This is a genomic window from Diaphorobacter caeni (genome assembly GCF_015354245.1).
Taxonomy (GTDB): domain Bacteria; phylum Pseudomonadota; class Gammaproteobacteria; order Burkholderiales; family Burkholderiaceae_C; genus Diaphorobacter_A; species Diaphorobacter_A caeni.
In genome coordinates this window covers 13,114-38,596 of the sequence record NZ_JADKYZ010000008.1, presented here as the reverse complement: position 1 = coordinate 38,596, position 25,483 = coordinate 13,114, and the positions used below count along the sequence as shown (strand labels likewise).

The window sequence follows — 25,483 nt, the reverse complement described above, 5'->3', positions numbered from 1 at the left end:
TTTGTTTTGTTTTTTACTGGTTTGTTTTACGAGGCCTTTGGCCTCGCCAGTGGAGCGTTTTGGGGTGGCAATACGGCCTCTCATGCAGCGTTGCGAAGCCTTGCCTGAGAGGCTGTTTTGCCCTTAAGGTCGTGGTTCGGGCGTCGTGCTCGCTTCGTTGGCCCGATGTTTGAGACCTTCTTTATGAAAAAAGGGCCGTGAGGCCCTTTGTGTTTTGTTTTCTGCTCGGTTTACTTCGGTGCAAGTCGGATCGCGCCATCCAGACGAATCACTTCGCCGTTGAGCATGTCGTTTTCAAAGATGTGGCAGGCCAGCTTGGCGTAGTCGGTCGGGGTGCCGAGGCGGCTGGGGAAGGGGACGCCGGCGGCGAGGGCGTCCTGCACTTCTTGCGGCATGCCAAAAAGCATCGGGGTGCCGAAGATGCCCGGGGCGATGGTCATGTTGCGGATGCCGTTGCGGGCGAGGTCGCGGGCGATGGGCAGGGTCATGCCGACGATTCCGCCCTTGGAGGCGGAGTAGGCTGCCTGGCCGATCTGTCCATCGTAGGCGGCGACGCTGGCGGTCGAGATCATCACGCCGCGCTCTCCGGTGGATTCGGGTTCGTTCTTGGCCATGGCTTCGGCGGCCAGGCGGATCATGTTGAAGCTGCCGATCAGATTGACCTGCACGACCTTGCTGAACAGCGTCAGCGAGTGCGCACCGTTCTTTCCAACGGTCTTTTCCGCCGGGGCAATGCCCGCGCAGTTCACCAGCCCCATGAGTTTGCCGACCGACACGGCCTTGGCGACGACGGCCTGGCCGTCGGACTCGCTGGTCACATCGCACTTGACGAAGCTGCCGCCGATTTCCTTGGCGACCACCTCGCCTTTGTCGATCTGCATGTCGGCAACCACCACATGCGCGCCACGGCTGGCCAGCATGCGCGCAGTGCCTTCGCCCAGACCCGAAGCGCCGCCGGTCACGATGAATACTTTGCCTTTGATGTCCAAGATTGTCTCCAGAGGTTGATGATGACGTTTACGTAAACGTCAATTATGAAGCATCCGATTGCCATCTTAGTGTCGGCAGGATGACGATGGAGGGAAATTTAGTGAACCCACCCGAGGCGAGTGGGGTATAGAAGAAGGTGCTCAATGCAACAGATTCTGCGGGATCTATTGAGTGCGGAGTTTGAAACTGGCGCGGCCCAGGCAAGAGCAGCCGAGCAAGGGCCGCCCCGCAGCGACGGCTGCGTCCTCCTGCCCGAAACGCAACGCGTTTCGAGAGCGGGGGGAAGGCGCGCAGCGCCTCAGGGGGGCTCGAATACTCAAAAAAAAGCCCAGTCGATAAGGACTGGGCTATCAAGGGATCCTAGAAACCGGGTTTCAAGAGGATCCAAGGAGACAACTGGTGAATTCGAATCGCTTCGCTTTTGCGCGAATCGTTTTGAATCGATACGGGAATTATAGGGGTTAACCCTTTGGATTGCAATTCCCGTTGTCATTGATTAACGCTTGCGGGCAGCAGCGGTAGCTGTGGCCGTAGCTGTCTTGGCAGCGTTGGTGGCGGAGTTGGCCACTGCGTTGAAGTTGGCTTCAGCGACGTCGCTGGCTTGCTTCACAGCCTTTTGAACGGATTCAAAAGCGTTGTTGGCGGCGCTCACGGCGCTCTTGAACACGGCGACGGAAGTTTCGGAGCCGGCAGGAGCGTTCTTGGCAGCGGTGTCGACCAGCGTGTTGAAGCTGCGTTGCGCTTCGACGGCTTGGGTTTCCACGGCCTTGGTGAACTCGGTGCCAGTGCCCGATGCGATGTCATACAGGTGACGGCTGTAGGCAACCGACTTTTCAGCCAGAGGCTGCAGCAGACCGGCTTGCAGAGCCAGCAGCTCTTGTGGGTCCTTGGCGGCCAGCACGGCTTGTGTGTGCGTGGCAACGTCGGCCAGAGCAGCGCGGGAAGCGGTCACGTTCAGCTCGACCAGCTTTTCGAAGCCTTCGAAAGCCTTGTTGGTCAGGCCGAAGAAAGTTTCAACGTTGGCTTTTTGTGCGGCGATCACTTGTTCGGGGGTCAGGGACATGGTCATTCTCCAGTAAAGGGGTTGGATGAGATATCTGCTCTGACGTGACCTGAGACATGTGTCATGTTGCAGTGCAGCATGGATCGAATTTTAGGGGGTTGCGCTCAAATTGCAAGTGCTTTTGTTGCATTGCAGCATTTTTAGAGGCGTTACCCCAGAAATCGCTTCTGTCGCACATGGCACACCATATTCATCAGCGCACGCGTCGGCCTTGGCAAAATAAGCGCAGGATATGAAATGACCATGACAGAGACAAAAAGCACCATCTCCCAACCCGCCGTTTCCGCGTTGCCTGCAGAGCGCCCCGTGCCTTTGGAGCGCGCGCAGTTTCGGGTGTTTCGCACCATTGGCACGCGCTGGGCGGACAACGATCTGTACGGGCACGTCAATAATGTTGTCTATTACAGCTGGTTTGATACGGCGGTAAATGGCTATCTGATTGAGCAGGGTGCTCTCGATATTCATGACGGCACCACGATTGGCCTGGTAATCGAAACTCAATGTAATTATTTTGCGTCTCTGGCTTTTCCGCAGACCGTTGAGGCGGGACTCAGGGTGAGCAGGCTCGGGACTTCCAGCGTGCGGTATGAAATCGGCTTGTTCGCGCAGGGCGAGGGCATGACCGCCGCGCTGGGCCACTTCGTCCATGTCTATGTGGATCGCGCAACGCGCCGACCCTGTCCTTTGCCGGACAAGCTGCGCAGCGTGCTTGAATCGCTGGTGGTGTGAGAGCGTGTTTGTGATCTCAGCGCTTCGGACGCTTTTCTGGTCCGCTGGCCTTGGGATTCAGGAAATTTGGGCTGAATCGTTGGCGGGGTGCGGCTTTGCGGGCGGTTTGCCTGCAGGCAGCGTCGGTTGATGCCACAATGGCAATCGCACTCCCGCGACGGCGGACAACGATGCGCTTTGCCGGGCTTGGCCGGGGAGGCCTCGGATACTCTCAAGCCTCATGATCATCACCAGCCTGCTCGATACCGATCTCTATAAATTCACGATGATGCAGGTGGTGTTGCATCATTTTCCGGGCGCTCAGGTCGAGTACAAGTTCAAGTGCCGCAATCCGGGCGTGCAGCTGGCGCCGTTCGTGTCGGAGATCCGGGACGAGATCCGGTCGTTGTGCAGCCTGTATTTTCAGGATGCTGAACTCGCCTATCTGCGGTCGCTGCGTTTCATCAAGAGCGACTTCATCGATTTTCTGGGCATCTTCCGGCTCAACGAAAAATACATCACGGTGACGGCGCTGCCGAGCGGCGAGATCGACATCACGATCACCGGACCCTGGCTGCACACGATACTGTTCGAGATTCCGGTGCTGGCCATCGTGAACGAGGTCTATTTCCGCAACACGCAGAAGGTGCCGCAATTCGTCGAGGGCCGTCGTCGGCTCGACGAGAAGATCGGGCTGCTGCAAAGCGAGGGGCTTGAGGAGCTCAAGATCGCCGACTACGGCACGCGCCGTCGCTTCAGCCGCGCGTGGCACGAGGAGGTGCTGCGGGTGCTGTGCGCGAGACTCGGTGGCGATGAGCGGCGTCCCGGTTCGCGTTACGCGCCGGGGCAGCTTGCGGGCACGAGCAACGTGCTGTTCGCGATGAAGCTAGGCCTCAAGCCGCTCGGCACCATGGCGCATGAATATCTGCAGGCCTGCCAGGCGCTCGGTCCGCGTCTACGGGACAGTCAGGTGTTTGGCTTCGAATGCTGGGCGAAGGAATATCGCGGCGACCTGGGGATTGCGCTCTCCGATGTGTACGGCATGAGCGCCTTCCTGCGCGACTTCGATCTGTATTTCTGCAAGCTCTTTGACGGCGCGCGGCACGACAGCGGTGATCCGTTCGCCTGGGGTGAACGCCTGCTGGCGCATTACAAGGCCAACCGGGTCGATCCGCTGACCAAGGTGCTGATCTTCAGCGATGCGCTGACCGTTCCGCGCACCATCGAGCTCTACCGCCGCTTCAGCGGGCGTTGTCAGCTCGCCTTTGGCATCGGCACCAACCTCACCAACGATCTGGGCGATCCGCCGGGTCATGTGCCGCTGCAGATCGTGATCAAGATGACGCGCTGCAATGGGCAGCCGGTGGCCAAGCTGTCCGATGCGCCTGGCAAGAACATGTGCAATGACGAAAAGTATCTGGCCTATCTGCGCCAGGTGTTCGAGATTCCTGCTTCGCAGGGATGAACGATGAGGGGTGTGCTTGCGTGCCGCTTCGAACGGAGTGCGCATGCGGCGCAATGGATGCAGCAAGAATGATTCGGAGATCCGCATGAAGCTATCTCGTATGTGGGCCATTGCGGCCTGTGGTGTATTGCCTGCGGTTGCGAACGCCGCGGAGATCGATGGCAGCGTGCTGTCGGTGTTGTGGGGTGTGCCGTTCGCGGGCATTCTGCTGTCGATCGCGCTGATGCCGCTGATGTTTCCAAGCTTCTGGCACCACCATTTCGGCAAGGTGACGGCCGCGTGGGCGCTGGCGTTTCTGGTGCCGTTCGCGATCACGTTCGGGCCGTCGGTTGCGGGCGTGAGCTTCGTGCATGCGCTGGTGGCCGAATACATTCCGTTCGTGATTCTGCTGACGGCGCTGTACACCGTCGCCGGGGGCATCTACATACGCGGCAATCTGCATGGCTCCCCGGGTCTCAATACGGCGATTCTCGCCATCGGCGCGGTGCTCGCGAGCTTCATGGGGACGACAGGTGCGTCTATGCTGCTGATCCGCCCGCTGATCCGGGCCAACGACAACCGCAAGCACATCGCGCATGTGGTGGTGTTCTTCATTTTCATCGTCTCGAATGCGGGTGGCTCGCTCACGCCGCTTGGCGATCCGCCGCTGTTCCTCGGCTTTCTGAAGGGCGTGAGCTTCTTCTGGACCGTGCAGCACATCTTCACCGAGACGCTGTTCCTCATCGGCGTGCTGCTGGTGGCGTTCTACTTTCTTGATGCCTGGTTCTTCCGCCGCAGCGGCGAGGTGCGCCGTGAAGATCCCACGCCCGACACCACCGCTCCGCAGGGCATAGGCTTCGAGGGCAAGGGCAACTTCGCCCTGCTGCTGGCCGTGGTCGCTCTGGTGCTGATGAGCGGCATGTGGAAGTCCGATGTGGAGTGGGTGATTGCGGGCGCGCAGGTGGGCCTGCCGGGACTGGTGCGCGACGTCGGCCTTGTTTTCGTGGCCATCGCCTCGCTGCTGATCACGCCCAAGCCGGTGCATGAAAAGAACCAGTTCGGATGGGGTCCGATGCAGGAGGTCGCCAAGCTGTTCGCGGGCATCTTCCTCACCATCATTCCCGTGATCGCGATGCTCAAGGCGGGCGTGAACGGTCCGTTCGGCGCCATCGTCTCGGCGGTCACGAGGCCGGATGGTTCGCCCGATCCCGCGATGTATTTCTGGGCGGCGGGCGCCCTGAGTTCGTTCCTCGACAACGCGCCCACCTATCTGGTGTTCTTCAATACGGCGGGTGGCGATCCGGCCGTGCTGATGACCACGCTGGCGCCCACGCTCGCGGCCATCTCGGCGGGGGCGGTGTTCATGGGCGCGAACACCTACATCGGCAATGCGCCGAACATGATGGTCAAGGCCATCGCCGAAGACCGTGGCGTGAAGATGCCGAGCTTCTTCGGCTACATGGCCTGGTCGGGCTGCGTGTTGATTCCGCTGTTCGTCATCATGACCTTCATCTGGTTCCGTTGACGCACCGGGGATTCGATGATCTGCGGGCAGCGTCCGTTTTCCAGACATTCAAAGACAGATAGATAGACAAGGAGACCCATCCCATGAGCAGCAAGCCACGCATTCTGGTTGTGCGCAAGATCTTCCCGGAAGTGATCGAGCGCCTGTCGCAGCATTTCGACGTCGAGTCGAATCAGGACGACGTGCTCTGGAGCGATGCGGAACTCACCGAGCGGCTCAAGGACAAGGACGGCGCGCTCACTACCGGCACGCAGCCGATCAACGCGGCGCTGCTGGCGGCCTGTCCGAAGCTGAAGATCGTCTCCAACATGACGGTCGGCTACAACAACTTCGACGTCGCCGCGATGACGGCGGCGGGCGTGCTCGGCACCAACACGCCCGACGTGTTGACCGAAACCACGGCTGACTTCGGCTTTGCGCTGCTGATGGCGACCGCGCGTCGCGTGACCGAGAGCGAGCACTATCTGCGCGCGGGCAAGTGGACGCGCTGGAGCTACGACATGTTCGCCGGGGCAGAGGTGCATGGCAGCACGCTCGGCATTCTGGGCATGGGCCGCATCGGGCAAGGCATCGCCAGGCGCGGCGCGCATGGCTTCGGCATGAACGTGATCTACCACAACCGTTCGCGTCTCACGCCCGAACTCGAGGCCGAGTGCAAGGCCAGCTATGTGAGCAAGGAGGAACTGCTCGCCAAGGCGGATCACCTTGTGCTGGTGCTGCCCTACACGCCCGATTCGCACCATGCCATCGGTGCCGCCGAGATCGCGCGGATGCAGCCCACGGCCACGCTCATCAACATCGCGCGCGGCGGCATCGTGGACGACAAGGCGCTGGCCGAGGCGCTGATCGAGCGCCGCATCGCGGGTGCGGGCCTTGACGTGTTCGAGGGCGAGCCGTCGGTCTATCCGGGTCTGCTGCAGGTGCCGAACGTGGTGCTCACTCCGCACATCGCGAGCGCCACCGTGAAGACGCGCCTGAAGATGAGCCATCTCGCGGCGGACAATCTCATCGCCTACCTGCAAGGCCAGGCGCCGATCACTCCGGTCAACCAGCCGCTGGCCCGTTGAGCTTTTTCTTTTCTGGCCTCTGATGACCGTTGAAACCCTTGCCATTCTCGGCCTGTTGATTCTGGTGATCGTGCTGCTCGCGGTGGTGCTGCTGCGCCGCCCGCGCGTGGAGATCACCCCCGAGCTGCAGCAGCGGCTTCAGGCGCTCGAGGCCATGTCGCAGGCCACCCAGCTCGCGGTGGCCAAGAACGACGGCGCGATGAACGGCATGGCGATGCACTTGCGCGCCTTTTCGCAGACGTCGCAGGACGCGCTGGACGGCGTGCGCGATTCGGTGGAGGAGCGTCTGGCGCTCGCCGTGAACGAAGCGCGCATCAGCCGCAGTGAGCTGCAGGTGTCGCTTGGCTCGTTCGAGAACAAGCTCGATCAGCGTCTTGCGTTGTTGGATTCCGCTTTCGCGCAGCGCTTCGAGACCCTGTCCGGCGGCATGCGCAGCACGCTCAACGAGAGGCTGTCCGCCATGCAGACCGACAATGCCTCCAAGCTCGAAGAAATGCGCCGCACGGTCGACGAGAAGCTGCATGAGACGCTCGAGCAGCGTCTGGGCGAATCGTTCAAGCTGGTGAGCGACAGGCTTGAGCAGGTGCACAAGGGCCTTGGCGAGATGCAGACACTTGCGGGCAGCGTGGGTGATTTGAAGCGCGTGATGACCAATGTGAAATCGCGTGGCACCTGGGGCGAGATGCAACTGGGCGCGATCATCGACAACGTGCTCTCGCCCGAGCAGTACGCGAAGAACGTGAAGACCGTGCCGGGCAGCGACGAGCTGGTCGAGTTCGCGATCCGGCTGCCGGGCAAAAAGGACGACGAGCCGGTGTGGCTGCCCATCGATTCGAAGTATCCGGTGGAGCACTACCAGCGCCTGCTTGACGCGACCGAGGCGGCCGACCGGGTCGCGATGATCGCGGCGGGCAATGCGTTCGAGACGTCCATCCGGCTCGAGGCCCGCAAGATTTTCGGCAAGTATGTGTCGCCGCCGCACACCACCGATTTCGCGGTGCTGTATCTGCCCACCGAAGGCCTGTTCGCCGAAGTGATGCGCAGACCCGGACTCGTCGAGGCGGTGCAGAACGAATGCCGCGTGATGATCACCGGCCCCGCGAATCTCGCCGCGATGCTCAACAGTCTGCAGATGGGGTTCAAGACGCTCGCCATCGAGAAGCGGTCATCCGAGGTCTGGTCCGTGCTGGGACAGGTGAAGACCGAGTTCCAGAATTTCGGTGCCGTCGTCGATGCCACGCGCAAGTCCATTGAAGCGGCCGTGCGCAAGTTCGATCAGGTCGATGTGCGCACCCGCGCGATCCAGCGCAGGCTGCGCACCGTGCAGGAGCTGCCGGTGCCGCAGACTGGCGATGCGCCCGATGCTGCCTTGCCGCCCGCCACCGCGAACGAACTGCTGATCGAGGACGAAGGGGAGTGATTTGAACCTGACCCTCGCACGCCTGATCGCCGGACAGATCTGCATTCATGCCAGCATGACCGGCATGCGCATGGCCGCGCCGCTGCTCGCGCTGCGCGAGGGCTACAGTGCGATTGCGGTGGGCCTGCTGCTCGCGCTGTTTGCGCTCACACAGGTGTTTCTGGCGTTGCCCGCCGGTCGCTATGCGGACCGCCATGGTCTCAAGCGGCCGGTGAAATATGCGGTGATCATGGCCGCGACGGGCACGGCTGCCGCAGCGCTGTTTCCCACGTTTCCGGTTCTGTGCTTTGCGGCGCTCTGCACCGGCGCGGCCACGGGCTGCGCGACGATTGCGCTGCAGCGCCATGTGGGACGTGCTGCGCACGATGTGACGCAGCTGCGCCAGGTGTTCAGCTGGCTGGCGATCGGACCGGCGGTGTCCAATTTCATCGGGCCATTCTTTGCGGGGCTGTTGATCGACCATGCGGGAAGGACCGCAGGCAGCACCGAGGGCTACCGCGCCGCCTTCGTGATGATGATGGCGATGTCGCTGCTGACCTGGCTGTGGGTGCGCAGGACGGAGGAGATGCCGCCGGTGATCGCGGCCGACAACGGCAAGCGGCACAAGGCCTGGGATCTGCTGCGCGAGCCCGATTTCCGGCGCCTGCTGATCCTCAACTGGCTGCTGTCCTCGTGCTGGGATGTGCATACCTTCGTCGTGCCGCTGCTGGGGCATGAGCGCGGACTGTCGGCGTCGGCGATCGGCACGATTCTGGGCTCGTTCGCGCTGGCCGCCGCCGCGATCCGCGTGCTGATGCCTTTCATCGCCGACCGCCTGAAGGAAGCCACGGTGCTTTGCACGGCGATGCTGATCACGGCGGCGCTGTTCGCGGTCTACCCGCTGATGCCGACGGCCGTGCTGCTCGGCACCTGCTCGGTGCTGCTGGGGCTGGCGCTCGGCTCGGTGCAGCCGATGATCATGAGCATGCTCCATCAGCTCACGCCGCCCGAGCGGCACGGAGAGGCGCTCGGTCTGCGGCTCATGGCGATCAATGGCTCTAGCGTGCTGATGCCGGTGATCTTCGGCTATGCCGGGGCGCTGGTGGGAGTGGCGGGGCTGTTCTGGATCGTCGGCGCGGCGGTGGGCAGCGGCTCACGCATCGCATGGAAGATGCGCGGCATGGCATTGCCCGAGCCATCTCATTGATGTGCTTCCATAGGGACATTGGCGATGGACGGCCTGACGCGCTTGATTTAGGCTCATCGTTGCAATGTGTGTTTTTGATTGAAAATCTGTAAATACCAGCATCTCTCTCTTTCTTTGAGATCCATGAAACATCTATCCATCAAAACCCGCTTGTGGCTGCTTGTCGTCACCCTGCTTGTCGTGTTGGTCGCCGTGTCGGGCATCCTGTTTCAGCGGCTGCACATAGCCAATCGGGGCATCTCCAGCGTCTACGAAAACCAGGTGCTGCCGCTCAGGCAGATGTCCGAGGTGGCGTCGGCCTACAACAATGGAATTCTGATTTCGATGGACCGGGTGCTGGCCAGCGCCATCAGTCCGACCGAAGCGGCGCGTCTGATCACTGAGGGACAGGCGCGCGCCAACAAAAGCTGGACCGCGTTTCTGCAGACCCGACTCTTCGCCAACGAGCAGACGGAGGTGGACAAGATCAATCCGCTGTATCAGAAGGCCAATCCGGTCATCTCGCGTCTGGCCGAGATACTCAGGACGGGGCAGCTGCAGGAGGCGGTCGCGTACAAGGAAGCGAATCTGGACCCGCTCATGGTGCCCATCCTGACCGGGCTGGAGCGCATCTCCGACATGCAGCTGGTCAACGGCAGGCAGACCTCGGAAGAATCCGTGGCCGCCATGCAGACGGTGATGTGGGGCATCGCGGCGGCGCTGGTGGCGGCTCTGATCGTCTGCACGACGGCCGCGTTTCTGTTCATCCGAAAGATCACGACAAGCCTCGACCATGCGGTCCATGTGGCCGAGCGCGTGGCGCGTGGCGATCTTTCGGTGCAGATCGACGTGGAGAGCGATGACGAGGTCGGTCGTCTGCTGCGCGCGCTCGGCACGATGAACGACAACCTCGCGCAGATCGTGCTGCGCATCCGCGAAGGCAGCGAATCGGTGATGACTGGATCGACCCAGATCGCGGCGGGCAGTCAGGATCTCTCGCAGCGCACCGAAGAGCAGGCCAGCAATCTGCTGCAGACGGCCGCGTCGATGGAGGAGCTGACCGCCACGGTGCGCCAGAACTCCTTCAACGCGACCAAGGCCACGCAGCTCGCATCGACCGCGTCGCTCACGGCGGCCGACGGCGGCGAGGCCATGCTGCGGGTGAACAAGACCATGAGCAACATCTCGGGCAGCTCGGCCAAGATCGCGGACATCATCGACGTGATCAACTCCATCGCGTTTCAGACCAACATCCTGGCCCTGAACGCTGCGGTCGAAGCCGCGCGTGCGGGCGAGCAGGGGCGCGGCTTTGCCGTGGTGGCGAGCGAAGTGCGCTCACTCGCGGGGCGCAGCGCCGAGGCGGCCAAGGAGATCAACGCGCTGATCAGCCAGAGCGTCCAGGAAGTGAACGATGGCGCGGAGCTGGTCAACGAGGCGACGCAGACCATCAACTCCATCATCACCCAGGTGCGCGACGTGGCCTCCCTCGTGGGCGAGATCAGCTCGGCGAGCCGCGAGCAGAGCGAGGGCATCACGCTGATCAGCGATGCGGTGGCGCAGCTCGATCAGGTGACGCAGCAGAATGCCGCTCTGGTCGAGGAGAGTGCTGCCGCGGCATCCAGCCTGAGCCAGCAGGCCAGCGCGTTGACGCAACTGGTCTCGACGTTCAAGTTGAATGCGCTGCAGCAGAGCGCTGCGGGTTTCACCATGGTGTCCAACGTGACCTCATCGACACGCAAGGTGCAGGCCAGCGCGTTCAAATCCGCGTCGGCGGTGCCGACCAAACGCAAGCCCGAACTCGCGCACCAAGGTACGCACCGGGCGGAGGACGACTGGACGTCGTTCTGATGCTGACACGAGGCGCTCCCTGAGGTGCCTCGCTTCGCAGTGGAGTGGCCAGTCCCCGGCGGCCTCCGTCTGGGCCGCCGGGGACTGAGATCGTAAAGACGCTTTCAGAGCCTGTAGAAGTCCTTGATCAACTGCCAGGCCTCGGCGGGATCATCGACGTACTTGAACAGCTTGAGATCGCTGGCCGAGATCGTGCCCTGTTCCACCAGCGCCTCGAAGTTGATCAGCTTCTTCCAGAATTCGCTGCCGAACAAAATGATCGGCAGGGCCTTGGCCTTGCCGGTCTGCACCAGCGTGAGCACCTCGAACAGCTCGTCGAGCGTGCCGAAGCCTCCCGGAAACGCCACGAGCGCCTTGGCGCGCATGAGAAAGTGCATCTTGCGCAACGCGAAGTAGTGGAACTTGAAGCACAGCTCGGGCGAGATGTACTTGTTGCCGCTCTGCTCGTGCGGCAGCGTGATGTTCAGGCCCACGTTGAGCGCGCCTGCGTCATGCGCGCCGCGGTTGGCGGCCTCCATGATGCCGGGACCGCCACCGGTGCAGATGTAGACGCGCTCCTTGTCCGAGCAGGTCTTGCCGAACTCGGCGACGATGCGCGCGAACTGGCGCGCCTGGTCGTAGTGGTGCGCGTTCTTCACCGCGAGCTTGCCGCGCGCGATGCGCTCGGCATCTCCGCTGGCCTCGGCGGCGGCGAGCTGCTGCTCGGCGTCTTCGGGCGAGAGCATGCGCGCGCTGCCGTAGACGACGATGGTGTGTTCGACTCCGAGCGCCGCCATGTCGAGGTCGGGCTTGAGCAGCTCGAGCTGGAAGCGGATGCCGCGTGTCTCGCGGCGCAGCATGAATTCAGGGTCGGCGAAGGCGAGGCGGTAGGAGTCTGCTTCGAGCGGGTTGCCCTCCACCGCGAAGTTGTTGATTTCGGCCCAGGCGTCGGCCAGGCGACGGTCGTTCAGATTGGTGTTTGCTTCCATGGATTCGTGCTTCGAGAAATCAGACAGATCAGACTGCGGCAAACGCGCTGCCTTGTGGGTGATTGAGAGGATAGATCAGAATTTCGACGCCTGCGGATTCACGCGCGCGCCGTAGGCCAAATCATTTCAATACTTTGTAAACCAAGCCAGGTCATGCACAGCGAGCCCAGCACCTGGATCGCGCACCAGGCCAGAGCCTGTCCAAAGCGCTGATCCTGCAGCAGGCCGATGACCTCGGCGGAAAAACTCGAGAAGGTCGTGAGACCACCGAGAAAACCGGTGACGAGCGCGAGACGCCAGACCGGATCGAGCTGTGGAATGGCCTGGAAGACCCCGACGCACAGGCCGATCAGATAGCCGCCGATGACGTTGGCCGCGAGCGTGCCCCAGGGCAGGGTGGCGCCGCTGCTCAGCCAGAGTCCGAGGCCCCAGCGCGAGAGCGCGCCGAGACTGGCGCCCACGCAGATGGCGAGAACTTGAATCAGCATCGGCCCATTGTAGGGCCCCGCGCGGGCGGCGGCAGGCCTGTGGTTTCCCATGATGTCGGAACTTGAACTGCCATATTGCGCAATGGCCGCCGCGATGGAAAATAGCGCGTTGATTGACCGACAACGGCGCGGATGACCTGCGCCATAGGAGCAACATGACAACGCGACGCTGGCAGTTTTGGGTGGATCGTGGCGGTACCTTCACCGACGTGGTGGGGCGCAGGCCGAACGGCGAGATCGTCACGCACAAGCTGCTGTCGGAGAACCCCGGGCAGTACCGCGACGCGGCGGTCGCGGGCATCCGGCATCTGCTGGGGCTGGCGCGCGGCGAGGCGATTGCGGCGGATCTCGTCGAATGCGTGAAGATGGGCACGACGGTCGCCACGAATGCGCTGCTCGAGCGCAAGGGCGAGCCCACGTTGCTGGTCACCACGCGCGGCTTCAAGGACGCGCTGCGCATCGCCTACCAGAACCGGCCGCGATTGTTCGACCGCCGCATCGTGCTGCCCGAACTGCTCTACAGCCGGGTGATCGAAGCGCAGGAACGGATGTCCGCTGAGGGCGAAGTGGTCGAGACGCTCGACAAGGAGCATTTGCGCGAGCGCCTGTGGGCCGCGCACGACGCGGGTCTGCGCAGCGTGGCCATCGTGTTCATGCATGGCTGGCGCTACACCGCGCACGAGGAGATCGCTGCAGAGCTGGCGCGGGCTGCGGGCTTCACGCAGATCAGCACCTCGCACGGCACCAGTCCGCTGATGAAGTTCGTCAGCCGCGGCGACACCACCGTGGTCGATGCCTATCTCTCGCCGATTCTGCGGCGCTACGTGGAGCAGGTCGAAGCCGAGTTGCCGGGCGTGCCGCTGTATTTCATGCAGTCGTCCGGGGGCCTTGCGCATGCGCATCGATTCCAGGGCAAGGACGCGATTCTCTCCGGCCCTGCGGGCGGCATCGTCGGCATGGCGCGCACCGCACAGATCGCGGGGCAGCAGCGGGTGATCGGCTTCGACATGGGCGGCACCTCCACCGACGTGAGCCACTTCGCGGGAGAGTTCGAGCGCGAGTTCGAAACGCAGGTGGCGGGCGTGCGCATGCGCGCGCCGATGATGAGCATCCACACGGTGGCCTCGGGCGGCGGGTCGATTCTCGCTTTCGACGGTGCGCGCTTTCGCGTGGGACCGGAGAGCGCGGGCGCGAATCCCGGCCCCGCGAGCTATCGGCGCGGCGGGCCGCTTGCGGTGACCGATGCGAACGTGATGGTGGGCAAGCTGCAGCCGCAGTTCTTTCCGCATGTGTTCGGTCATGGAGCGGACCAGAGCCTTGATGCCGAGATCGTGCGCGAGAAGTTCGGCACGGTCGCCTCGTCGCTTGGCCGCGCGCCGGAGTCGGTGGCCCATGGCTACATCGAGATCGCCGTGCAGCAGATGGCCAACGCGATCAAGAAGATCTCCGTGGCGCGCGGCTATGACGTGACGCGCTACACGCTGCAGTGTTTTGGCGGCGCGGGCGGTCAGCACGCGTGTCTGGTGGCGGACGCGCTGGGCATGGAGACGGTGCTGATCCATCCACTTGCGGGCGTGCTCTCGGCCTACGGCATGGGGCTGGCGGACCAGAACGTGATGCGCGAGAAGGCGCTGGAGCTGCGCCTTTCCTCCGACAATTTCGCGCAGATCGAGGAGACGCTGCGCGGGCTTGAGACGGTTGCGGGCGCGGAGCTTGCGGAGCGCGGTCTGGCCGCGAGCCAGGCTCGGGTGCTGCGCCGCGCCCACGTGCGCTACGAGGGTGCGGACTCCGCGCTGGTGGTTCCTTTCGGCACGCCGGCCGAGATGACGGCGGCGTTCGAGCAGGCCTACCGGCAGCGCTTTGCGTTTCTCATGCAGGGGCGCACGCTGATGGTCGAGGCGGTGTCGGTGGAGCTCGTCGTGCCCGGTGAGCGCGCATCGGAGGCGCACACGCCCGAGCATCCGCCGCGCGAGTCGCCGCAGCGCGGCAAGGTGCGTGTGTTCACCGTCGGCGTGTCGGGCGAGCCGCAATGGCATGACGCGGCGCTGGTGGTGCGCGAGGACATGCGCGCCGGAGATCGGCTCAGGGGCCCGGCGATCATCGCCGAGAAGAACGCGACGACCGTGGTCGAGCCCGGCTGGGAGGCGCATCTGACCGGCCTCGATCACCTGCTGCTCACCCGCCACATGCCGCGCGCGCAGCGCAAGGCGGCGGGCACCGAGGTCGATCCGGTCCTGCTGGAGGTCTTCAACAACCTGTTCATGAACATCGCCGAGCAGATGGGGCTGCAGCTGCAGAACACGGCGTATTCGGTCAACATCAAGGAACGGCTTGATTTCAGCTGCGCGTTGTTCGACGGCGATGGACAGCTCATCGCCAACGCGCCGCACATGCCGGTGCATCTGGGCTCGATGGGCGAGAGCATCAAGACCGTCATCGCGCGCAACCGCGCGAGCATGCGGCGCGGTGACGTCTACGTGCTCAATGATCCTTACCACGGCGGAACGCATCTGCCCGACATCACCGTGATCACGCCGGTCTACGTGGGCGAAAGCGCGGAGCCGACCTTCTATGTGGGCAGCCGTGGCCACCATGCGGATGTGGGCGGCATCACGCCGGGCTCGATGCCGCCGTTCTCCACGCGCATCGAGGAAGAGGGTGTGCAGATCGACAACTTCAAACTGGTCGATGGCGGAGTGCTGCTTGAAAAGGAAATGCTCGCGCTGCTTGCAAGCGGCGAGTACCCCGCGCGCAATCCGCAGCAGAACCTCGCCGATCTCAAGGCGCAGATCGCGGCCAACGAGAAGGGCGTGCAGGAGCTGCACCGCATGGTCGAGCAGTTCACGCTGCCCGTCGTGCAGGCCTACATGCGACATGTGCAGGACAATGCCGAGGAGTCGGTGCGTCGCGCGATCACGCGGCTGGCCGCGCGCATGGGCGATGGACGATTCACGCTGCCGCTGGACAACGGCGCGCAGATCCAGGTGGCGATCCGCATCGACGCGGCAACGCGCAGCGCGGAGATCGATTTCAGCGGCACCTCGCCACAGCAGACCAACAACTTCAACGCGCCCACGGCGGTCTGCATGGCGGCGGTGCTCTATGTGTTCCGCACGCTCGTGGATGACGACATTCCGCTCAACGCAGGCTGCCTCAAGCCGATCCGGGTGCATATTCCCGAAGGCTGCATGCTCAACCCACTGCCGCCCGCATCGGTGGTCGCGGGCAATGTGGAGACCTCGACCTGCATCACCAACGCGCTGCTCGGCGCCTTAGGCGTTTGCGCTGCAAGCCAGTGCACGATGAACAACTTCACCTTCGGCAACGAGCGTTATCAGTACTACGAGACCATCTCGGGCGGCAGCGGCGCGGGCGGCGTGTTCGACGATGCGGGCGCGCTGGTCGACGGCTTCAACGGCACGAGCGTGGTGCAGACCCACATGACCAATTCGCGCATGACGGATCCGGAAGTGCTGGAGTTCCGCTTTCCCGTACGGCTTGAGAGCTATGCGATCCGTGCCGGCTCGGGTGGTGCGGGGCGCTGGGGCGGAGGCAACGGCGGCGTGCGCCGCGTGCGCTTTCTGCAGCCGATGACGGCGGGCATTCTCTCCAATGGCCGTGTGCAGGGCTCGTTCGGCATGGCGGGAGGCGATGCCGGTCAGCCCGGCATCAACCGCGTGCTGCGCACGGACGGACGGGTGGAGGAACTCGCGCACATCGGCCAGGCGCAGATGCACGAGGGCGACATCTTCGAGATCCACACGCCCGGCGGCGGCGGGTTTGGTCGCCGCTAGCCTGGAACTCTTGGATCACTTGGAACTCCTGGATCACTGGCGTTACCAACATCCCTGAAGAGGCCGCCGCGCGTGGCGGCTTGCATCGTGTGTTTAGCAGGGAGGGCACAACATGACGATTTCCGTCGAGGTGATCGGGGCATTGCTTTGCGACGTGGCGCCAGCATTGGATTTGGAGGCGGTGGTTCACCACGGGCCAGCGGCTGAATGGGATCTGGTGTTTCCCGATGAGCGGCTCGTCGAGGTGGTCTGGCAGGCGGACACCGGACTGCTGGTGCTGGAAACCGCGCTGGGCATTCCGCAGGACTCCGACGCGGCCGCGCTGCACACGTTGCTGCTGCAGTACAACCAACTGTGGCGCGACACCGGCGGGTTGCGCATGGCGCTCAACGGAGTGGATGGGGGCGTCCAACTCGGCTTCTGTCTCTCGGCAGCCGCCGCCGACGTCAACCTGCTGGTCAACGTCGTGGGCAATTTCCATGCGGCCGCCAATGCCTGGTCCGAGCGGCTGCGGCAAGCCGTCGTCCCGGCTGCGGACGGGATGATGGCGAGCTTTCTGCGCGTTTGACCTGATCAAGGAGCCTCTTCATGAAAATCGGAACCACCGGGCAAACGCCTTCTCTTTCGACCATACAGAACAGCCTGAACGTGGGGGGGGTGAGCGACAAGACGGAGCTTCGCGCCACACCGACCACCCTTTACTCCAAGGGAATGTTCACCGACATCACGCTGGGCAAGGAGGCGCGCGTGCAGCGGCAGGCGCAGGCGCGGGACCTGCTTAACCGGGCGGTGGAACAGGAGTTCGCGGGCCTGATTCCGCAGTATGCCGCGGCGGTGAAGAAGAAGATGACGGACATTCTGGACGGCCATGCACCAATCACGAAGGGGGTTGTTGACGAGGTCGCCGCCGAAGTCGATCGCATCAAGGGCCTGCGTGCCAGCTTCAAGAATTCGGAAAACAACGCGCTGATCGTGGACAGCCAGGACTTTCAGGCGGGGAAGCAACAGGCCTCAACGCTGCTCAAGACCCCGCCCAAGGATTTCATGGACGCCATGGAGTCTTATGTGGAGACGTTAAAGGACGTCAATCAGTTGTTGTTCGAAAAGAGGCCGTTGGTCGGCGGGATGAAATTTGTCGGCTCTGCGAAGTCTGCGGTGACTACCTCGTCGGCGCCCGTGACGCTGACCGCAGAAATGGAAAAAAAACTCCAGGATGACTTGCAGCGGCTCGGCGCACTCCAGGTATTCATGGATGATGTGCGGTACGGCGCCGCGGATCACGCGGCACTGTCGCGTGCGGCCGATGCGATGGAAGTCGCGGCGCAAAGCGGTGCCGACAGCGTCACAATGCTGCCGCAGAGCGTGGTGCTCAATCAGACGGGGTCCGCGTTGGACCAACAAGGCCGCTGCCTGCCGCTGGTGGCACTGGCTGCGGTTGCCGAATCCATACCAGGCCCCGGCATGGACAGCCTCGTGGGCCGCTTGCGAAGCGAAACGCAGAAACATTACGAAAACGGGGTGCGTGAGCAAACCCCCTACGTGGCGAAATTGGCCGCGATGCATGGAAGTGGCATCGTATCCAACCATAGTTCCCCGGTGTCCACCGTGACCAAGGGCCATCGCGATGTCGTCGATCATCTGGCCCAGGGCGCACTCGCGAGCACTCCGGCGGCACCGTCGTTCTACGGCCTGGAGACCCGATCGCACATCATGATGATCGGCGTCACCCAGCATGGCAAGGACCAGTGCTTCATGTTCTATGACCCCAACTTTGGCGTGACGCGCTTTGATTCCAGCGACAAGCTCAAGGATTTTCTCGACCGATATTTCGGCGACGAACTCGGTTATGGCAACGACTACGACATGTCTCGCCAAAGTCCCCAGTCAGGATTCGAGTTCAACAAAGTCATCGAACTGGATTTTCAAGGCATCGCCAAGGATCCGCAATTCTCGGTGACGTCCATGATCCAGTGAGCCGTGGCGCACGCTCGCCACGGCGAGCGCTGCGCCTCAGTCCGGCTCTTCACCCGACAGCAGGGCGGCCGCGCGGGTGCGGCTTTCCGTGTTGTCGCTCAGGCTGGGCGGCACGTCTTCGCCCGAGCGGCGGGCACGGAACAGCGCCGCGCGCATCAGGAAGATGGTGGTCACCGGCACGGTCACGGCGATGAAGATGGCGATCAGGATCGCGTGGATCGCGAACTTGTGCTCCTGCACCGAGAAGTAGATCACGGTGGCGTGCATGATGCACCAGGTGCCCAGCGTCGCGATGATCGAGGGCGCGTGGACGCGTTCGAAATAGCTCTTGAGGCGCAGCAGGCCCGACGAGCCGATCAGCGCGATGAGCGCGCCCAGCACCACGACGACGGAGATGAAGATGTCGAGCCAGAGCGGCAGCGGTTGTTCGATCATTCGATCACCTCGCCGCGCAGCAGGAACTTGGCCATCGCCGTCGAGCTTGCAAAGCCCAGCAGCGCGATCAGCAGGGCAGCCTCGAAATAGGCGCTGGAGCTGTAGTAGATGCCGAGCACCAGCATGAAGAGCATGCCGTTCAGATACATGCAGTCGAGCGCCAGCACGCGGTCCTGCGCCGCGGGGCCGCGCAGGATGCGCACGAGGCAGCAGAGCATCGCCAGCGCCAGCAGGAACATGGCAATGGGCACGGCCCAGGAGAGCACGGGATTGATCATTCGAAAATCTCCATGAGGGGACGCTCGTACTTGGCCTTCACGTGGGCGATGATCGGCTCGGGATCTTCCACCTCGAGCACGTGGAGCATCAGCACCGAGCGGTCCAGCGACAGCTCGGCCCAGGCGGTGCCGGGGGTGATGCAGACGATCATCGCGAGCACGGCGAGGCCGTTGGGGTCGCGCAGTTCCAGAGGAATGCTCACGAAATCCGATGGCGCGCGGCGTGACGATGGATGCACGAGAAAGCGGATCACGGCGATGTTGGATTCGGTGGTGTCCACGACGACGGCGAAGCACAGGCGCAGGATCGCGCCGATGTTGCGCACCTTCACATGGCGTGGACGCAGGCCGCTGAACAGCACGGGCAGCAGCAGCGCAAGGATCAGCGCCAGCAGCAGATGGCCCGGGCTCAGGGTCTGGTTGAGCAGCAGCCAGATCACGAACAGCGCCACGGACAGCAGCGGTGCGGGGAAGATTTTCTTCATCATTGTGGCTGACCTCCTTGCGTCGCGGGCGTGGAAGGCTCGGCGGCGGCGTCATGCGGGGCGGGGCTGGGCTTGGGCCGCGCGGACATCACCGTGCCGATGTAGGTGCCTGGCGAGTGCAGCATGTTGGCGGTGGCCTGGGTGTAGCGCATCACGTCGTCGGCGCGGACGGTGAAGACGATGCTGGCGCACAGCAGAAGGGCGATCGGCAGCGCTTCGACGAGCCGCAGATTGGGGGCCGTGCGGGCATGGCTGGCCCAGAACACCCGGATGCCCGAGCGGGTGAGCGCGATCAGCGCGATCAGGCCGCTGACGATCATCAGCGTGACCAGCGTCCAGCCTGGCGCGCCGAGCTGTATGCCCGCCGATGAGCCGAGGCCGAGCGGGTTCATCAGCGCGGTGAGCATCGCGAACTTGCCGATGAAGCCCGAGAGCGGCGGCAGGCCCGCGATCACCAGCGTGCACATCAGGAACGCGATGCCGAGGAACGCGGCCGCGGCGGGGATCACGCGGCCGACCAGCACCTCTTCGTCTTCATCGAAGTTGGTGCCTGCCTGCGGCACGAGTTCAGGCGACAGGAATGGCGCGGCCTCGTCGGCGTCGTACGGCGTGAAGCTGGAGCCGTCATTGCGCCAGCGCTCGACCAGATCGGACAGCAGGAACAGCGTGCAGACCGCGAGCGTGGAACTCGGCAGGTAGTAAAGCAGACCGGCTGTCAGCTCGTTCTGCCCGAAGCCCACGGCGGCCAGCAGCGAGCCCGACGAGAGGATCGCGGCATAGCCCGCAAGGTTCGCAAACCGCTGCGAACCCAGCATGCCGATGGCGCCGAAGGCCATGGTGAGCACGCCGCCGCCGATCAGCCACATGCTGCCGAAATGCGCCGATCCTCCTGCTTCGCTGCTGAACATGAGCGTCCACAGGCGCACGATGGTGTAGATGCCGACCTTGGTCATGATGGCGAACAGCGCGCCCACGGGCGGCGTCGCGGCGCTGTAGGCGGGCACCAGCCAGAAGTTGAGCGGCCAGACGGCGGACTTGATGAGGAAGGCGGTCGCGAGAATCGCAGCCGCCGCATGCAGCAGGCCACGATCCGCATCGGCGACCTTGGGGATGGCCTGCGCGAGGTCGGCCATGTTCAGCGTGCCGGTGATGCCGTACAGCATGGACGCACCGATCAGGAACAGCGAGGAGGCCGCCAGATTGATCGCGATGTAGTGCAGGCCCGCCTGCACGCGCGTGCGGCCCGAGCCGTGCAGCAGCAACCCGTAGGACGCGGCCAGCATGATCTCGAAGAACACGAACAGGTTGAACAGATCGGCCGTGAGGAACGCGCCCGCCAGACCCATCAGCTGCAGCTGGAACAGCGGGTGGTAGTGCACGCCAGCGCGGTGCCAGCGGGATGCGGCAAAGATGATCGAGCACAGCGCGACGAAGCTCGTGAGCACCAGCATCATCGCCGAGAGCCGGTCGAGCACCAGCACGATGCCGAACGGCGCGGGCCAGTTGCCGGGCAGGTAGACGCCCATGGCGGCGCTGCTTCCGGTCATCTTGCTCCAGCGCAGCAGCTGCACCGCGACGATCAGGCCGATGAAGGTGGACAGCAGGTTGATGACGAGCTTGGCGCGCTGGTTCTTCTCGCCCAGCAGCAGCATGATGGCCGCCGTGAACATAGGCAGCATGATGGGGGCCAGGATCAGGTGCGGCATCAGCGCATCGGTGATTGCGCTCAAGCTCATGGCATCTCCTGCGAATTGCGCGCGTCGACGCCGTCCACATGGTCAGTGCCGCTCATGCCGCGCAGCGCGAGCAGCACGACGAGGAACAGCGCCGTCATGGCGAAGCCGATCACGATGGCCGTGAGAACGAGGGCCTGAGGCATCGGGTCGGCGTAGTGGTGCAGATCCTGCGGCACGCCGGCGGCGAGCACGGGCTCCTTGTCGATGGCAAGGCCGATGCGACCCATGCTGAACATGAACAGATTGACCGCATAGGCCAGCAGCGACAGGCCCATGATGACCTGAAAGGTACGCGGGCGCAGCAGCAGCCAGACGCCGGAGCCGGTGAGCACGCCAATGGCGATGGCAAGTACGATTTCCATCAACTGGCTCCTTTGGGCGCGAGATCGGGGGCGGTGTTGTCGTCGGAGGCGAAGCGCTCGGGTTCCTCCGGCTTGTCCACGGTGTGGGCGTCGCGCTGCTCTTCCAGCAGACGCTGGTGGTAGCGATGGCCGCGCACCGACTGGTGGGCGATGGCTACGAGAATCAGCAGCGTCGATCCGACCACGAGCAGGAACACGCCGATGTCGAAGAACAGCGCGCTCGCGATGTGTATTTCACCGATGACCGGCAACGTGAAATGTGCGGTGTGGCTGGTGAGGAAGGGGTAGCCGAAGAAGATCGATCCCAGCCCGGTGCCAAGCGCGAACAGCATGCCGAGCGCGATCCATTTGCGCGGGAACAGCGTGAGATGTTCCTCGACCCACTCGGTGCCGGAGATGATGTATTGCAGCAGCAGGCCGACCGACAGCACGAGACCCGCCACGAAGCCGCCGCCTGGCTCGTTGTGGCCGCGCAGGAACAGGTGGAACGACACCAGCGCGGTGAACGGCAGCAGCAGGCGCACGAGTACGGCGGGCACCATCAGATAGCCCACGGCGGTGTCCTTGGCGTTGCGCGGGTTGAGCAGGTCGGTCTGCAAGTCGGGCGCGAGCCAGCGCTGCTGCTCGGGCAGATCCATGGCCTCGGGGGCGGGGCGGAAGCGCCGCAGCAGGGCATAGACGGTGAGCGCCACGATGCCGAGCACGACGATCTCGCCGAAGGTGTCGAAGCCGCGGAAGTCGACCAGCATCACGTTGACCACGTTGGCGCCGCCGCCTTCGGTGAGCGCGCGCTCGAGGAAGAAGGTGGAGGTGCTTTCGGGGAACGGACGGCTCATCATCGCGTAGGCCAGCCACGCCATGCCGCCGCCGGCACAGGTGGCGATCACGAAGTCGCGCATGCGGCGTGCGCGGGTGCGCATGGAGCGGTCATCGGCCAGCGAGATCGCCTGATCGCGCTTGGGCAGCCAGCGCAGGCCCAGCAGGATGAGGATGGTGGTGACGATCTCCACGACGAGCTGGGTGAGCGCCAGATCGGGTGCGGAGAACCACAGGAAGGTCAGCACCGTGCACAGGCCCGAGCCGCCCATCAGCGTCAACGCGGCAAGGCGGTGGTACTTGGCCTGCCAGGCAGCGGCCAGCGCGCAGGCCGACCCTACGGACCAGAGAATGACGAAGGCGGGCGAGAGTGGCAGCGTGCCGCGATTGCCGAACTCGATGCCGCGCGCGACGATGGGGATGACGGCCGCGACCACGGTGGCGAGCGCCAGCCACATCATCTGCCACTGCAGCTTGTGGGTGGACAGCAGGCGCTTGCCGCGACGACCGGCAATGGTGAGCAGGGTGATGAAGCCCTCGAAGATGCGGCGGCCGCTGATGCGCTGCATGATCGGAGGTCCGTCGATGCGGCCGGCCTCGCGCTGCGTGCGCAACGCCCAGTACAGCAGGATGCCGCCCGCGAGCGCGATGATGCTCATCACCAGTGGCGTGTTGAAGCCGTGCCAGATCGCGAGACTGAATTCGGGAAGCTGCCCGGTCCCGACGACAGGCAGTGCGGCCGCGTCGAGGAAGCGGCCGATCGCCCAGTTCGGGAAGATGCCGACGAGCAGGCAGGCGAGCACCAGCAGCTCGACCGGCACGCGCATCCAGTGCGGGGGTTCGTGCGGCTGCAGGGGCAGGTCGGTGCACTTGGGCCCCCAGAACACGTCAACGATGAAGCGCAGCGAGTAGGCGACGCTGAACACGCCCGCGATGGTCGCCAGAATCGGCATGGCGATGCCGACGAAGGGCGTGGAATCAACGAACACGGTCTCCGCGAAGAACATTTCCTTCGACAGAAAACCGTTGAGCAGCGGCACGCCGGCCATCGCGGCGGCGGCCACGGTGGCGAGCGTGGCGGTCACCGGCATCATGTGGCGCAGGCCCGAGAGGCGTCGGATGTCGCGGGTGCCGCTTTCATGGTCGATGATGCCGGTCGCCATGAACAGCGAGGCCTTGAAGGTCGCGTGGTTCATGATGTGGAAGACGGCGGCCACGGCGGCGAGGGGGCTGTTCATGCCGAGAAGCAGCGTGATCAGGCCCAGATGCGAGATCGTGGAGTAGGCGAGCAGTCCCTTGAGGTCGTTCTGGAACATGGCCGCGTAGCCGCCGATCAGCAGCGTGGCAACGCCCGCACCGCTGACCAGCCAGAACCATTCGTCGGTGCCCGCCATCACCGGCCAGAAGCGCGCGAGCAGGAACACGCCGAGCTTCACCATGGTGGCCGAATGCAGATAGGACGAGACCGGCGTGGGCGCGGCCATGGCGTTGGGCAGCCAGAACTGGAACGGGAACTGCGCGCTCTTGGTGAACGCGCCGAGCAGCACCAGCACCAGTGCCGTGAGATACATCGGGTGATTGCGCACCAGCTCGGCCGAGCCGAGCACGCGGTCCAGGTCGTAGCTGCCGACGATGTGTCCGATCACCAGCATGCCCGCGAGCAGGCACAGCCCGCCCGTGCCGGTGACGGTGAGCGCCATGCGCGCGCCGCGACGCGCGTCTTCACGGTGGTGCCAGTAGCCGATCAGCAGAAAGGAGAACAGGCTGGTGAGTTCCCAGAAGAACACCAGCTGGATGATGTTGCCCGACAGCACGACGCCCGACATCGCGCCCATGAAGGCCAGAAAGAACGAGAAGAAGCGCGGCACCGGATCCGCGGGCGACATGTAGTAGCGCGCGTACAGCACGACCAGACTGCCGATGCCCATGATGAGCATGCTGAACATCCACGAGAAACCGTCCATGCGGATCACGAAGTTCAGCCCGAGCGCCGGCAGCCAGGCGAACTCCTGCCGTATCACTTCGCCGTGAGAGATATCGGGGAAGTACAGCGCCGTCTGCACCGCGCAGAACAGCGCGATGAAACCGGCCAGCGTCGACTCCGTATTGCGCGCGTTCGCAGGCAATATGGCGGCAATGACGCTGCCGATCAACGGAAGGATGATCAACAGAAGTAGAGACATGGGCGTGACCGGTGAGGGGGTCGTGAGAGAAAGCTGCTATGGATTTATAAGCAAGCTTCATACGTCGAATATAAGGTTTCCTCGTAAAACTCCGATAAATTCAAGGGTTGTTGCGATTGAATGCGACGAGTCGGCAGCTATTTTCCGCGAGAAATGACGTGTCTGCTCGAGCCTTGTTGCGGCGAGCGGCCATGAAAAAAGCGATGGAAATCGCTTCCCATCGCTTGGTTGTTTGCGGCGCGAAACGGGCCGCGCCACCGGCTCAGAACCGCGTCAGGGCTTTTGCGCCTTGGCGGGTTCCGCCGCCGGTGCCGCTGCCGGTGCTGCTGCCGGTTTCTGGGCGGCGAGTCTGGCGGTCTTTGCCGTGCCGGCGGGGCTGGCCGATGCATCGGCCGCCGCAGCGAACGGCTGGCCGTTGACGGTCAGACCCTCGCCCGAGAGCTTGGCGGCGCGCTTGGCACCGATGCCCTTCACGCGGCGGGTCAGATCCGCCCAGTCGGTGAAAGGGCCGGCTTTGCGCTGCTCCACGATCAGGCGGGTGGTGGCGGGGCCGATGCCCTTGATGCCGTCGAGTTCGGCCTCGGTGGCCTTGTTGATGTCGACGGCGGCCAGCGCGAGCGTGGTGCTCAGCATGGCCGCCAGACTGACGATCCAGCGTCGGATTTGCATGGTGATGTCCTCCCTCTGTGATGGCATCCGTTCTTGTGTGGATGCCGTGTTGCACAACACGCCAG

General features: G+C 63.8%; 21 protein-coding genes. 10 read left to right on the top strand and 11 right to left on the bottom strand.

The features are described from left to right. Positions 1-230: 230 nt before the first annotated feature. Entirely contained in the window at positions 231-989 is a 759-nt protein-coding gene (locus tag ISG32_RS18930; protein ID WP_194772595.1) for a 3-hydroxyacyl-CoA dehydrogenase, read from the bottom strand. A gap of 497 nt (positions 990-1,486) precedes the next feature. Next, positions 1,487-2,053 carry a phasin family protein gene (locus ISG32_RS18925; RefSeq protein WP_194772594.1) on the bottom strand — a complete coding sequence of 189 codons (567 nt, stop codon included), beginning with the start codon at positions 2,051-2,053 and terminating at the stop codon, positions 1,487-1,489. Positions 2,054-2,296: 243 nt separating this feature from the next. On the opposite strand from ISG32_RS18925, the gene ISG32_RS18920 reads away from it, so the two are divergent. From ISG32_RS18920 to ISG32_RS18890, 7 genes are all read left to right on the top strand, one after another. Further along, on the top strand, positions 2,297-2,782 hold the full coding sequence (locus ISG32_RS18920) for an acyl-CoA thioesterase (RefSeq protein WP_194772847.1): 486 nt from the start codon (positions 2,297-2,299) through the stop codon (positions 2,780-2,782). 220 nt (positions 2,783-3,002) lie between these two features. Further along, complete coding sequence (gene pncB / locus ISG32_RS18915) at positions 3,003-4,226, top strand: nicotinate phosphoribosyltransferase (RefSeq protein ID WP_194772593.1); 1,224 nt, start codon at positions 3,003-3,005, stop codon at positions 4,224-4,226. A gap of 85 nt (positions 4,227-4,311) precedes the next feature. Then, complete coding sequence (locus tag ISG32_RS18910; RefSeq protein ID WP_194772592.1) at positions 4,312-5,730, top strand: sodium:proton antiporter; 1,419 nt, start codon at positions 4,312-4,314, stop codon at positions 5,728-5,730. A gap of 83 nt (positions 5,731-5,813) precedes the next feature. Further along, complete coding sequence (locus tag ISG32_RS18905; RefSeq protein ID WP_194772591.1) at positions 5,814-6,797, top strand: 2-hydroxyacid dehydrogenase; 984 nt, start codon at positions 5,814-5,816, stop codon at positions 6,795-6,797. A 22-nt stretch (positions 6,798-6,819) separates the two neighbouring features. Continuing rightward, complete coding sequence (locus ISG32_RS18900) at positions 6,820-8,217, top strand: DNA recombination protein RmuC (RefSeq protein WP_194772590.1); 1,398 nt, start codon at positions 6,820-6,822, stop codon at positions 8,215-8,217. A 1-nt stretch (position 8,218) separates the two neighbouring features. Beyond that, positions 8,219-9,403, top strand: a complete 1,185-nt coding sequence (locus tag ISG32_RS18895) for an MFS transporter (protein ID WP_194772589.1) — start codon at positions 8,219-8,221, stop codon at positions 9,401-9,403. A gap of 123 nt (positions 9,404-9,526) precedes the next feature. Next, positions 9,527-11,230, top strand: coding sequence for a methyl-accepting chemotaxis protein (locus ISG32_RS18890; protein ID WP_228529938.1), 1,704 nt, complete (start codon positions 9,527-9,529; stop codon positions 11,228-11,230). A gap of 104 nt (positions 11,231-11,334) precedes the next feature. Here the strand turns inward: ISG32_RS18890 and ISG32_RS18885 are convergent, their stop codons facing one another. Continuing rightward, positions 11,335-12,198: an LOG family protein gene (locus ISG32_RS18885; RefSeq protein ID WP_194772588.1), complete on the bottom strand. Its 864-nt coding sequence runs from the start codon at positions 12,196-12,198 to the stop codon at positions 11,335-11,337. Between the two features lie 98 nt (positions 12,199-12,296). After that, positions 12,297-12,683: a fluoride efflux transporter CrcB gene (gene crcB, locus ISG32_RS18880; RefSeq protein WP_194772845.1), complete on the bottom strand. Its 387-nt coding sequence runs from the start codon at positions 12,681-12,683 to the stop codon at positions 12,297-12,299. A gap of 158 nt (positions 12,684-12,841) precedes the next feature. Here crcB and ISG32_RS18875 point away from each other — a divergent pair, with 158 nt between their 5' ends. The 3 genes from ISG32_RS18875 (at position 12,842) to ISG32_RS18865 (ending at position 18,454) form a co-directional block, all read left to right on the top strand. Beyond that, positions 12,842-16,480 (top strand): hydantoinase B/oxoprolinase family protein, encoded by a 3,639-nt coding sequence (locus ISG32_RS18875; protein ID WP_194772587.1) that lies wholly within the window; start codon positions 12,842-12,844, stop codon positions 16,478-16,480. Positions 16,481-16,592: 112 nt separating this feature from the next. After that, the gene (locus ISG32_RS18870; RefSeq protein ID WP_194772586.1) at positions 16,593-17,048 is read left to right on the top strand and encodes a type III secretion system chaperone; all 456 of its coding nucleotides are present in this window, start codon (positions 16,593-16,595) and stop codon (positions 17,046-17,048) included. Positions 17,049-17,068: 20 nt separating this feature from the next. Beyond that, positions 17,069-18,454, top strand: coding sequence for a hypothetical protein (locus ISG32_RS18865; RefSeq protein ID WP_194772585.1), 1,386 nt, complete (start codon positions 17,069-17,071; stop codon positions 18,452-18,454). Between the two features lie 36 nt (positions 18,455-18,490). On the opposite strand, the gene ISG32_RS18860 is transcribed toward ISG32_RS18865, so the two are convergent. The 7 genes from ISG32_RS18860 to ISG32_RS18830 form a co-directional block, all read right to left on the bottom strand. Next, on the bottom strand, positions 18,491-18,889 hold the full coding sequence (locus ISG32_RS18860; RefSeq protein ID WP_194772584.1) for a Na+/H+ antiporter subunit G: 399 nt from the start codon (positions 18,887-18,889) through the stop codon (positions 18,491-18,493). Then, complete coding sequence (locus tag ISG32_RS18855; protein ID WP_194772583.1) at positions 18,886-19,167, bottom strand: K+/H+ antiporter subunit F; 282 nt, start codon at positions 19,165-19,167, stop codon at positions 18,886-18,888. Before ISG32_RS18855 ends, ISG32_RS18860 begins: the two co-directional genes overlap by 4 nt. Continuing rightward, positions 19,164-19,655 (bottom strand): Na+/H+ antiporter subunit E, encoded by a 492-nt coding sequence (locus ISG32_RS18850; protein ID WP_194772582.1) that lies wholly within the window; start codon positions 19,653-19,655, stop codon positions 19,164-19,166. Before ISG32_RS18850 ends, ISG32_RS18855 begins: the two co-directional genes overlap by 4 nt. Then, positions 19,652-21,388 (bottom strand): monovalent cation/H+ antiporter subunit D, encoded by a 1,737-nt coding sequence (locus ISG32_RS18845; protein WP_194772581.1) that lies wholly within the window; start codon positions 21,386-21,388, stop codon positions 19,652-19,654. The genes ISG32_RS18850 and ISG32_RS18845 overlap by 4 nt, the downstream gene beginning before the upstream one ends. Further along, positions 21,385-21,750 carry a Na+/H+ antiporter subunit C gene (locus tag ISG32_RS18840; protein WP_187724863.1) on the bottom strand — a complete coding sequence of 122 codons (366 nt, stop codon included), beginning with the start codon at positions 21,748-21,750 and terminating at the stop codon, positions 21,385-21,387. Before ISG32_RS18840 ends, ISG32_RS18845 begins: the two co-directional genes overlap by 4 nt. After that, a complete protein-coding gene (locus ISG32_RS18835; RefSeq protein ID WP_194772580.1) occupies positions 21,750-24,749 on the bottom strand; it encodes a monovalent cation/H+ antiporter subunit A in 3,000 nt (999 codons plus the stop codon). Before ISG32_RS18835 ends, ISG32_RS18840 begins: the two co-directional genes overlap by 1 nt. Positions 24,750-25,022: 273 nt before the next feature. Next, complete coding sequence (locus ISG32_RS18830; RefSeq protein ID WP_194772579.1) at positions 25,023-25,418, bottom strand: ComEA family DNA-binding protein; 396 nt, start codon at positions 25,416-25,418, stop codon at positions 25,023-25,025. Positions 25,419-25,483: the final 65 nt, after the last annotated feature.

What these genes read in the sequence shown, in the direction of transcription:
- ISG32_RS18875 (WP_194772587.1), top strand. Translation starts at nt 12,842, where the DNA reads ATGACAACGCGACGCTGGCAGTTTTGGGTGGATCGTGGCGGTACCTTC.
- ISG32_RS18830 (WP_194772579.1), bottom strand. Translation starts at nt 25,418, where the DNA reads ATGCAAATCCGACGCTGGATCGTCAGTCTGGCGGCCATGCTGAGCACC.
- ISG32_RS18835 (WP_194772580.1), bottom strand. Translation starts at nt 24,749, where the DNA reads ATGTCTCTACTTCTGTTGATCATCCTTCCGTTGATCGGCAGCGTCATT.
- ISG32_RS18885 (WP_194772588.1), bottom strand. Translation starts at nt 12,198, where the DNA reads ATGGAAGCAAACACCAATCTGAACGACCGTCGCCTGGCCGACGCCTGG.
- ISG32_RS18925 (WP_194772594.1), bottom strand. Translation starts at nt 2,053, where the DNA reads ATGTCCCTGACCCCCGAACAAGTGATCGCCGCACAAAAAGCCAACGTT.
- ISG32_RS18900 (WP_194772590.1), top strand. Translation starts at nt 6,820, where the DNA reads ATGACCGTTGAAACCCTTGCCATTCTCGGCCTGTTGATTCTGGTGATC.
- ISG32_RS18845 (WP_194772581.1), bottom strand. Translation starts at nt 21,388, where the DNA reads ATGAGCTTGAGCGCAATCACCGATGCGCTGATGCCGCACCTGATCCTG.
- ISG32_RS18850 (WP_194772582.1), bottom strand. Translation starts at nt 19,655, where the DNA reads ATGATGAAGAAAATCTTCCCCGCACCGCTGCTGTCCGTGGCGCTGTTC.
- ISG32_RS18870 (WP_194772586.1), top strand. Translation starts at nt 16,593, where the DNA reads ATGACGATTTCCGTCGAGGTGATCGGGGCATTGCTTTGCGACGTGGCG.
- ISG32_RS18860 (WP_194772584.1), bottom strand. Translation starts at nt 18,889, where the DNA reads ATGATCGAACAACCGCTGCCGCTCTGGCTCGACATCTTCATCTCCGTC.
- ISG32_RS18840 (WP_187724863.1), bottom strand. Translation starts at nt 21,750, where the DNA reads ATGGAAATCGTACTTGCCATCGCCATTGGCGTGCTCACCGGCTCCGGC.
- ISG32_RS18865 (WP_194772585.1), top strand. Translation starts at nt 17,069, where the DNA reads ATGAAAATCGGAACCACCGGGCAAACGCCTTCTCTTTCGACCATACAG.
- ISG32_RS18910 (WP_194772592.1), top strand. Translation starts at nt 4,312, where the DNA reads ATGAAGCTATCTCGTATGTGGGCCATTGCGGCCTGTGGTGTATTGCCT.
- ISG32_RS18905 (WP_194772591.1), top strand. Translation starts at nt 5,814, where the DNA reads ATGAGCAGCAAGCCACGCATTCTGGTTGTGCGCAAGATCTTCCCGGAA.
- ISG32_RS18920 (WP_194772847.1), top strand. Translation starts at nt 2,297, where the DNA reads ATGACAGAGACAAAAAGCACCATCTCCCAACCCGCCGTTTCCGCGTTG.
- pncB (WP_194772593.1), top strand. Translation starts at nt 3,003, where the DNA reads ATGATCATCACCAGCCTGCTCGATACCGATCTCTATAAATTCACGATG.
- ISG32_RS18855 (WP_194772583.1), bottom strand. Translation starts at nt 19,167, where the DNA reads ATGATCAATCCCGTGCTCTCCTGGGCCGTGCCCATTGCCATGTTCCTG.
- ISG32_RS18890 (WP_228529938.1), top strand. Translation starts at nt 9,527, where the DNA reads ATGAAACATCTATCCATCAAAACCCGCTTGTGGCTGCTTGTCGTCACC.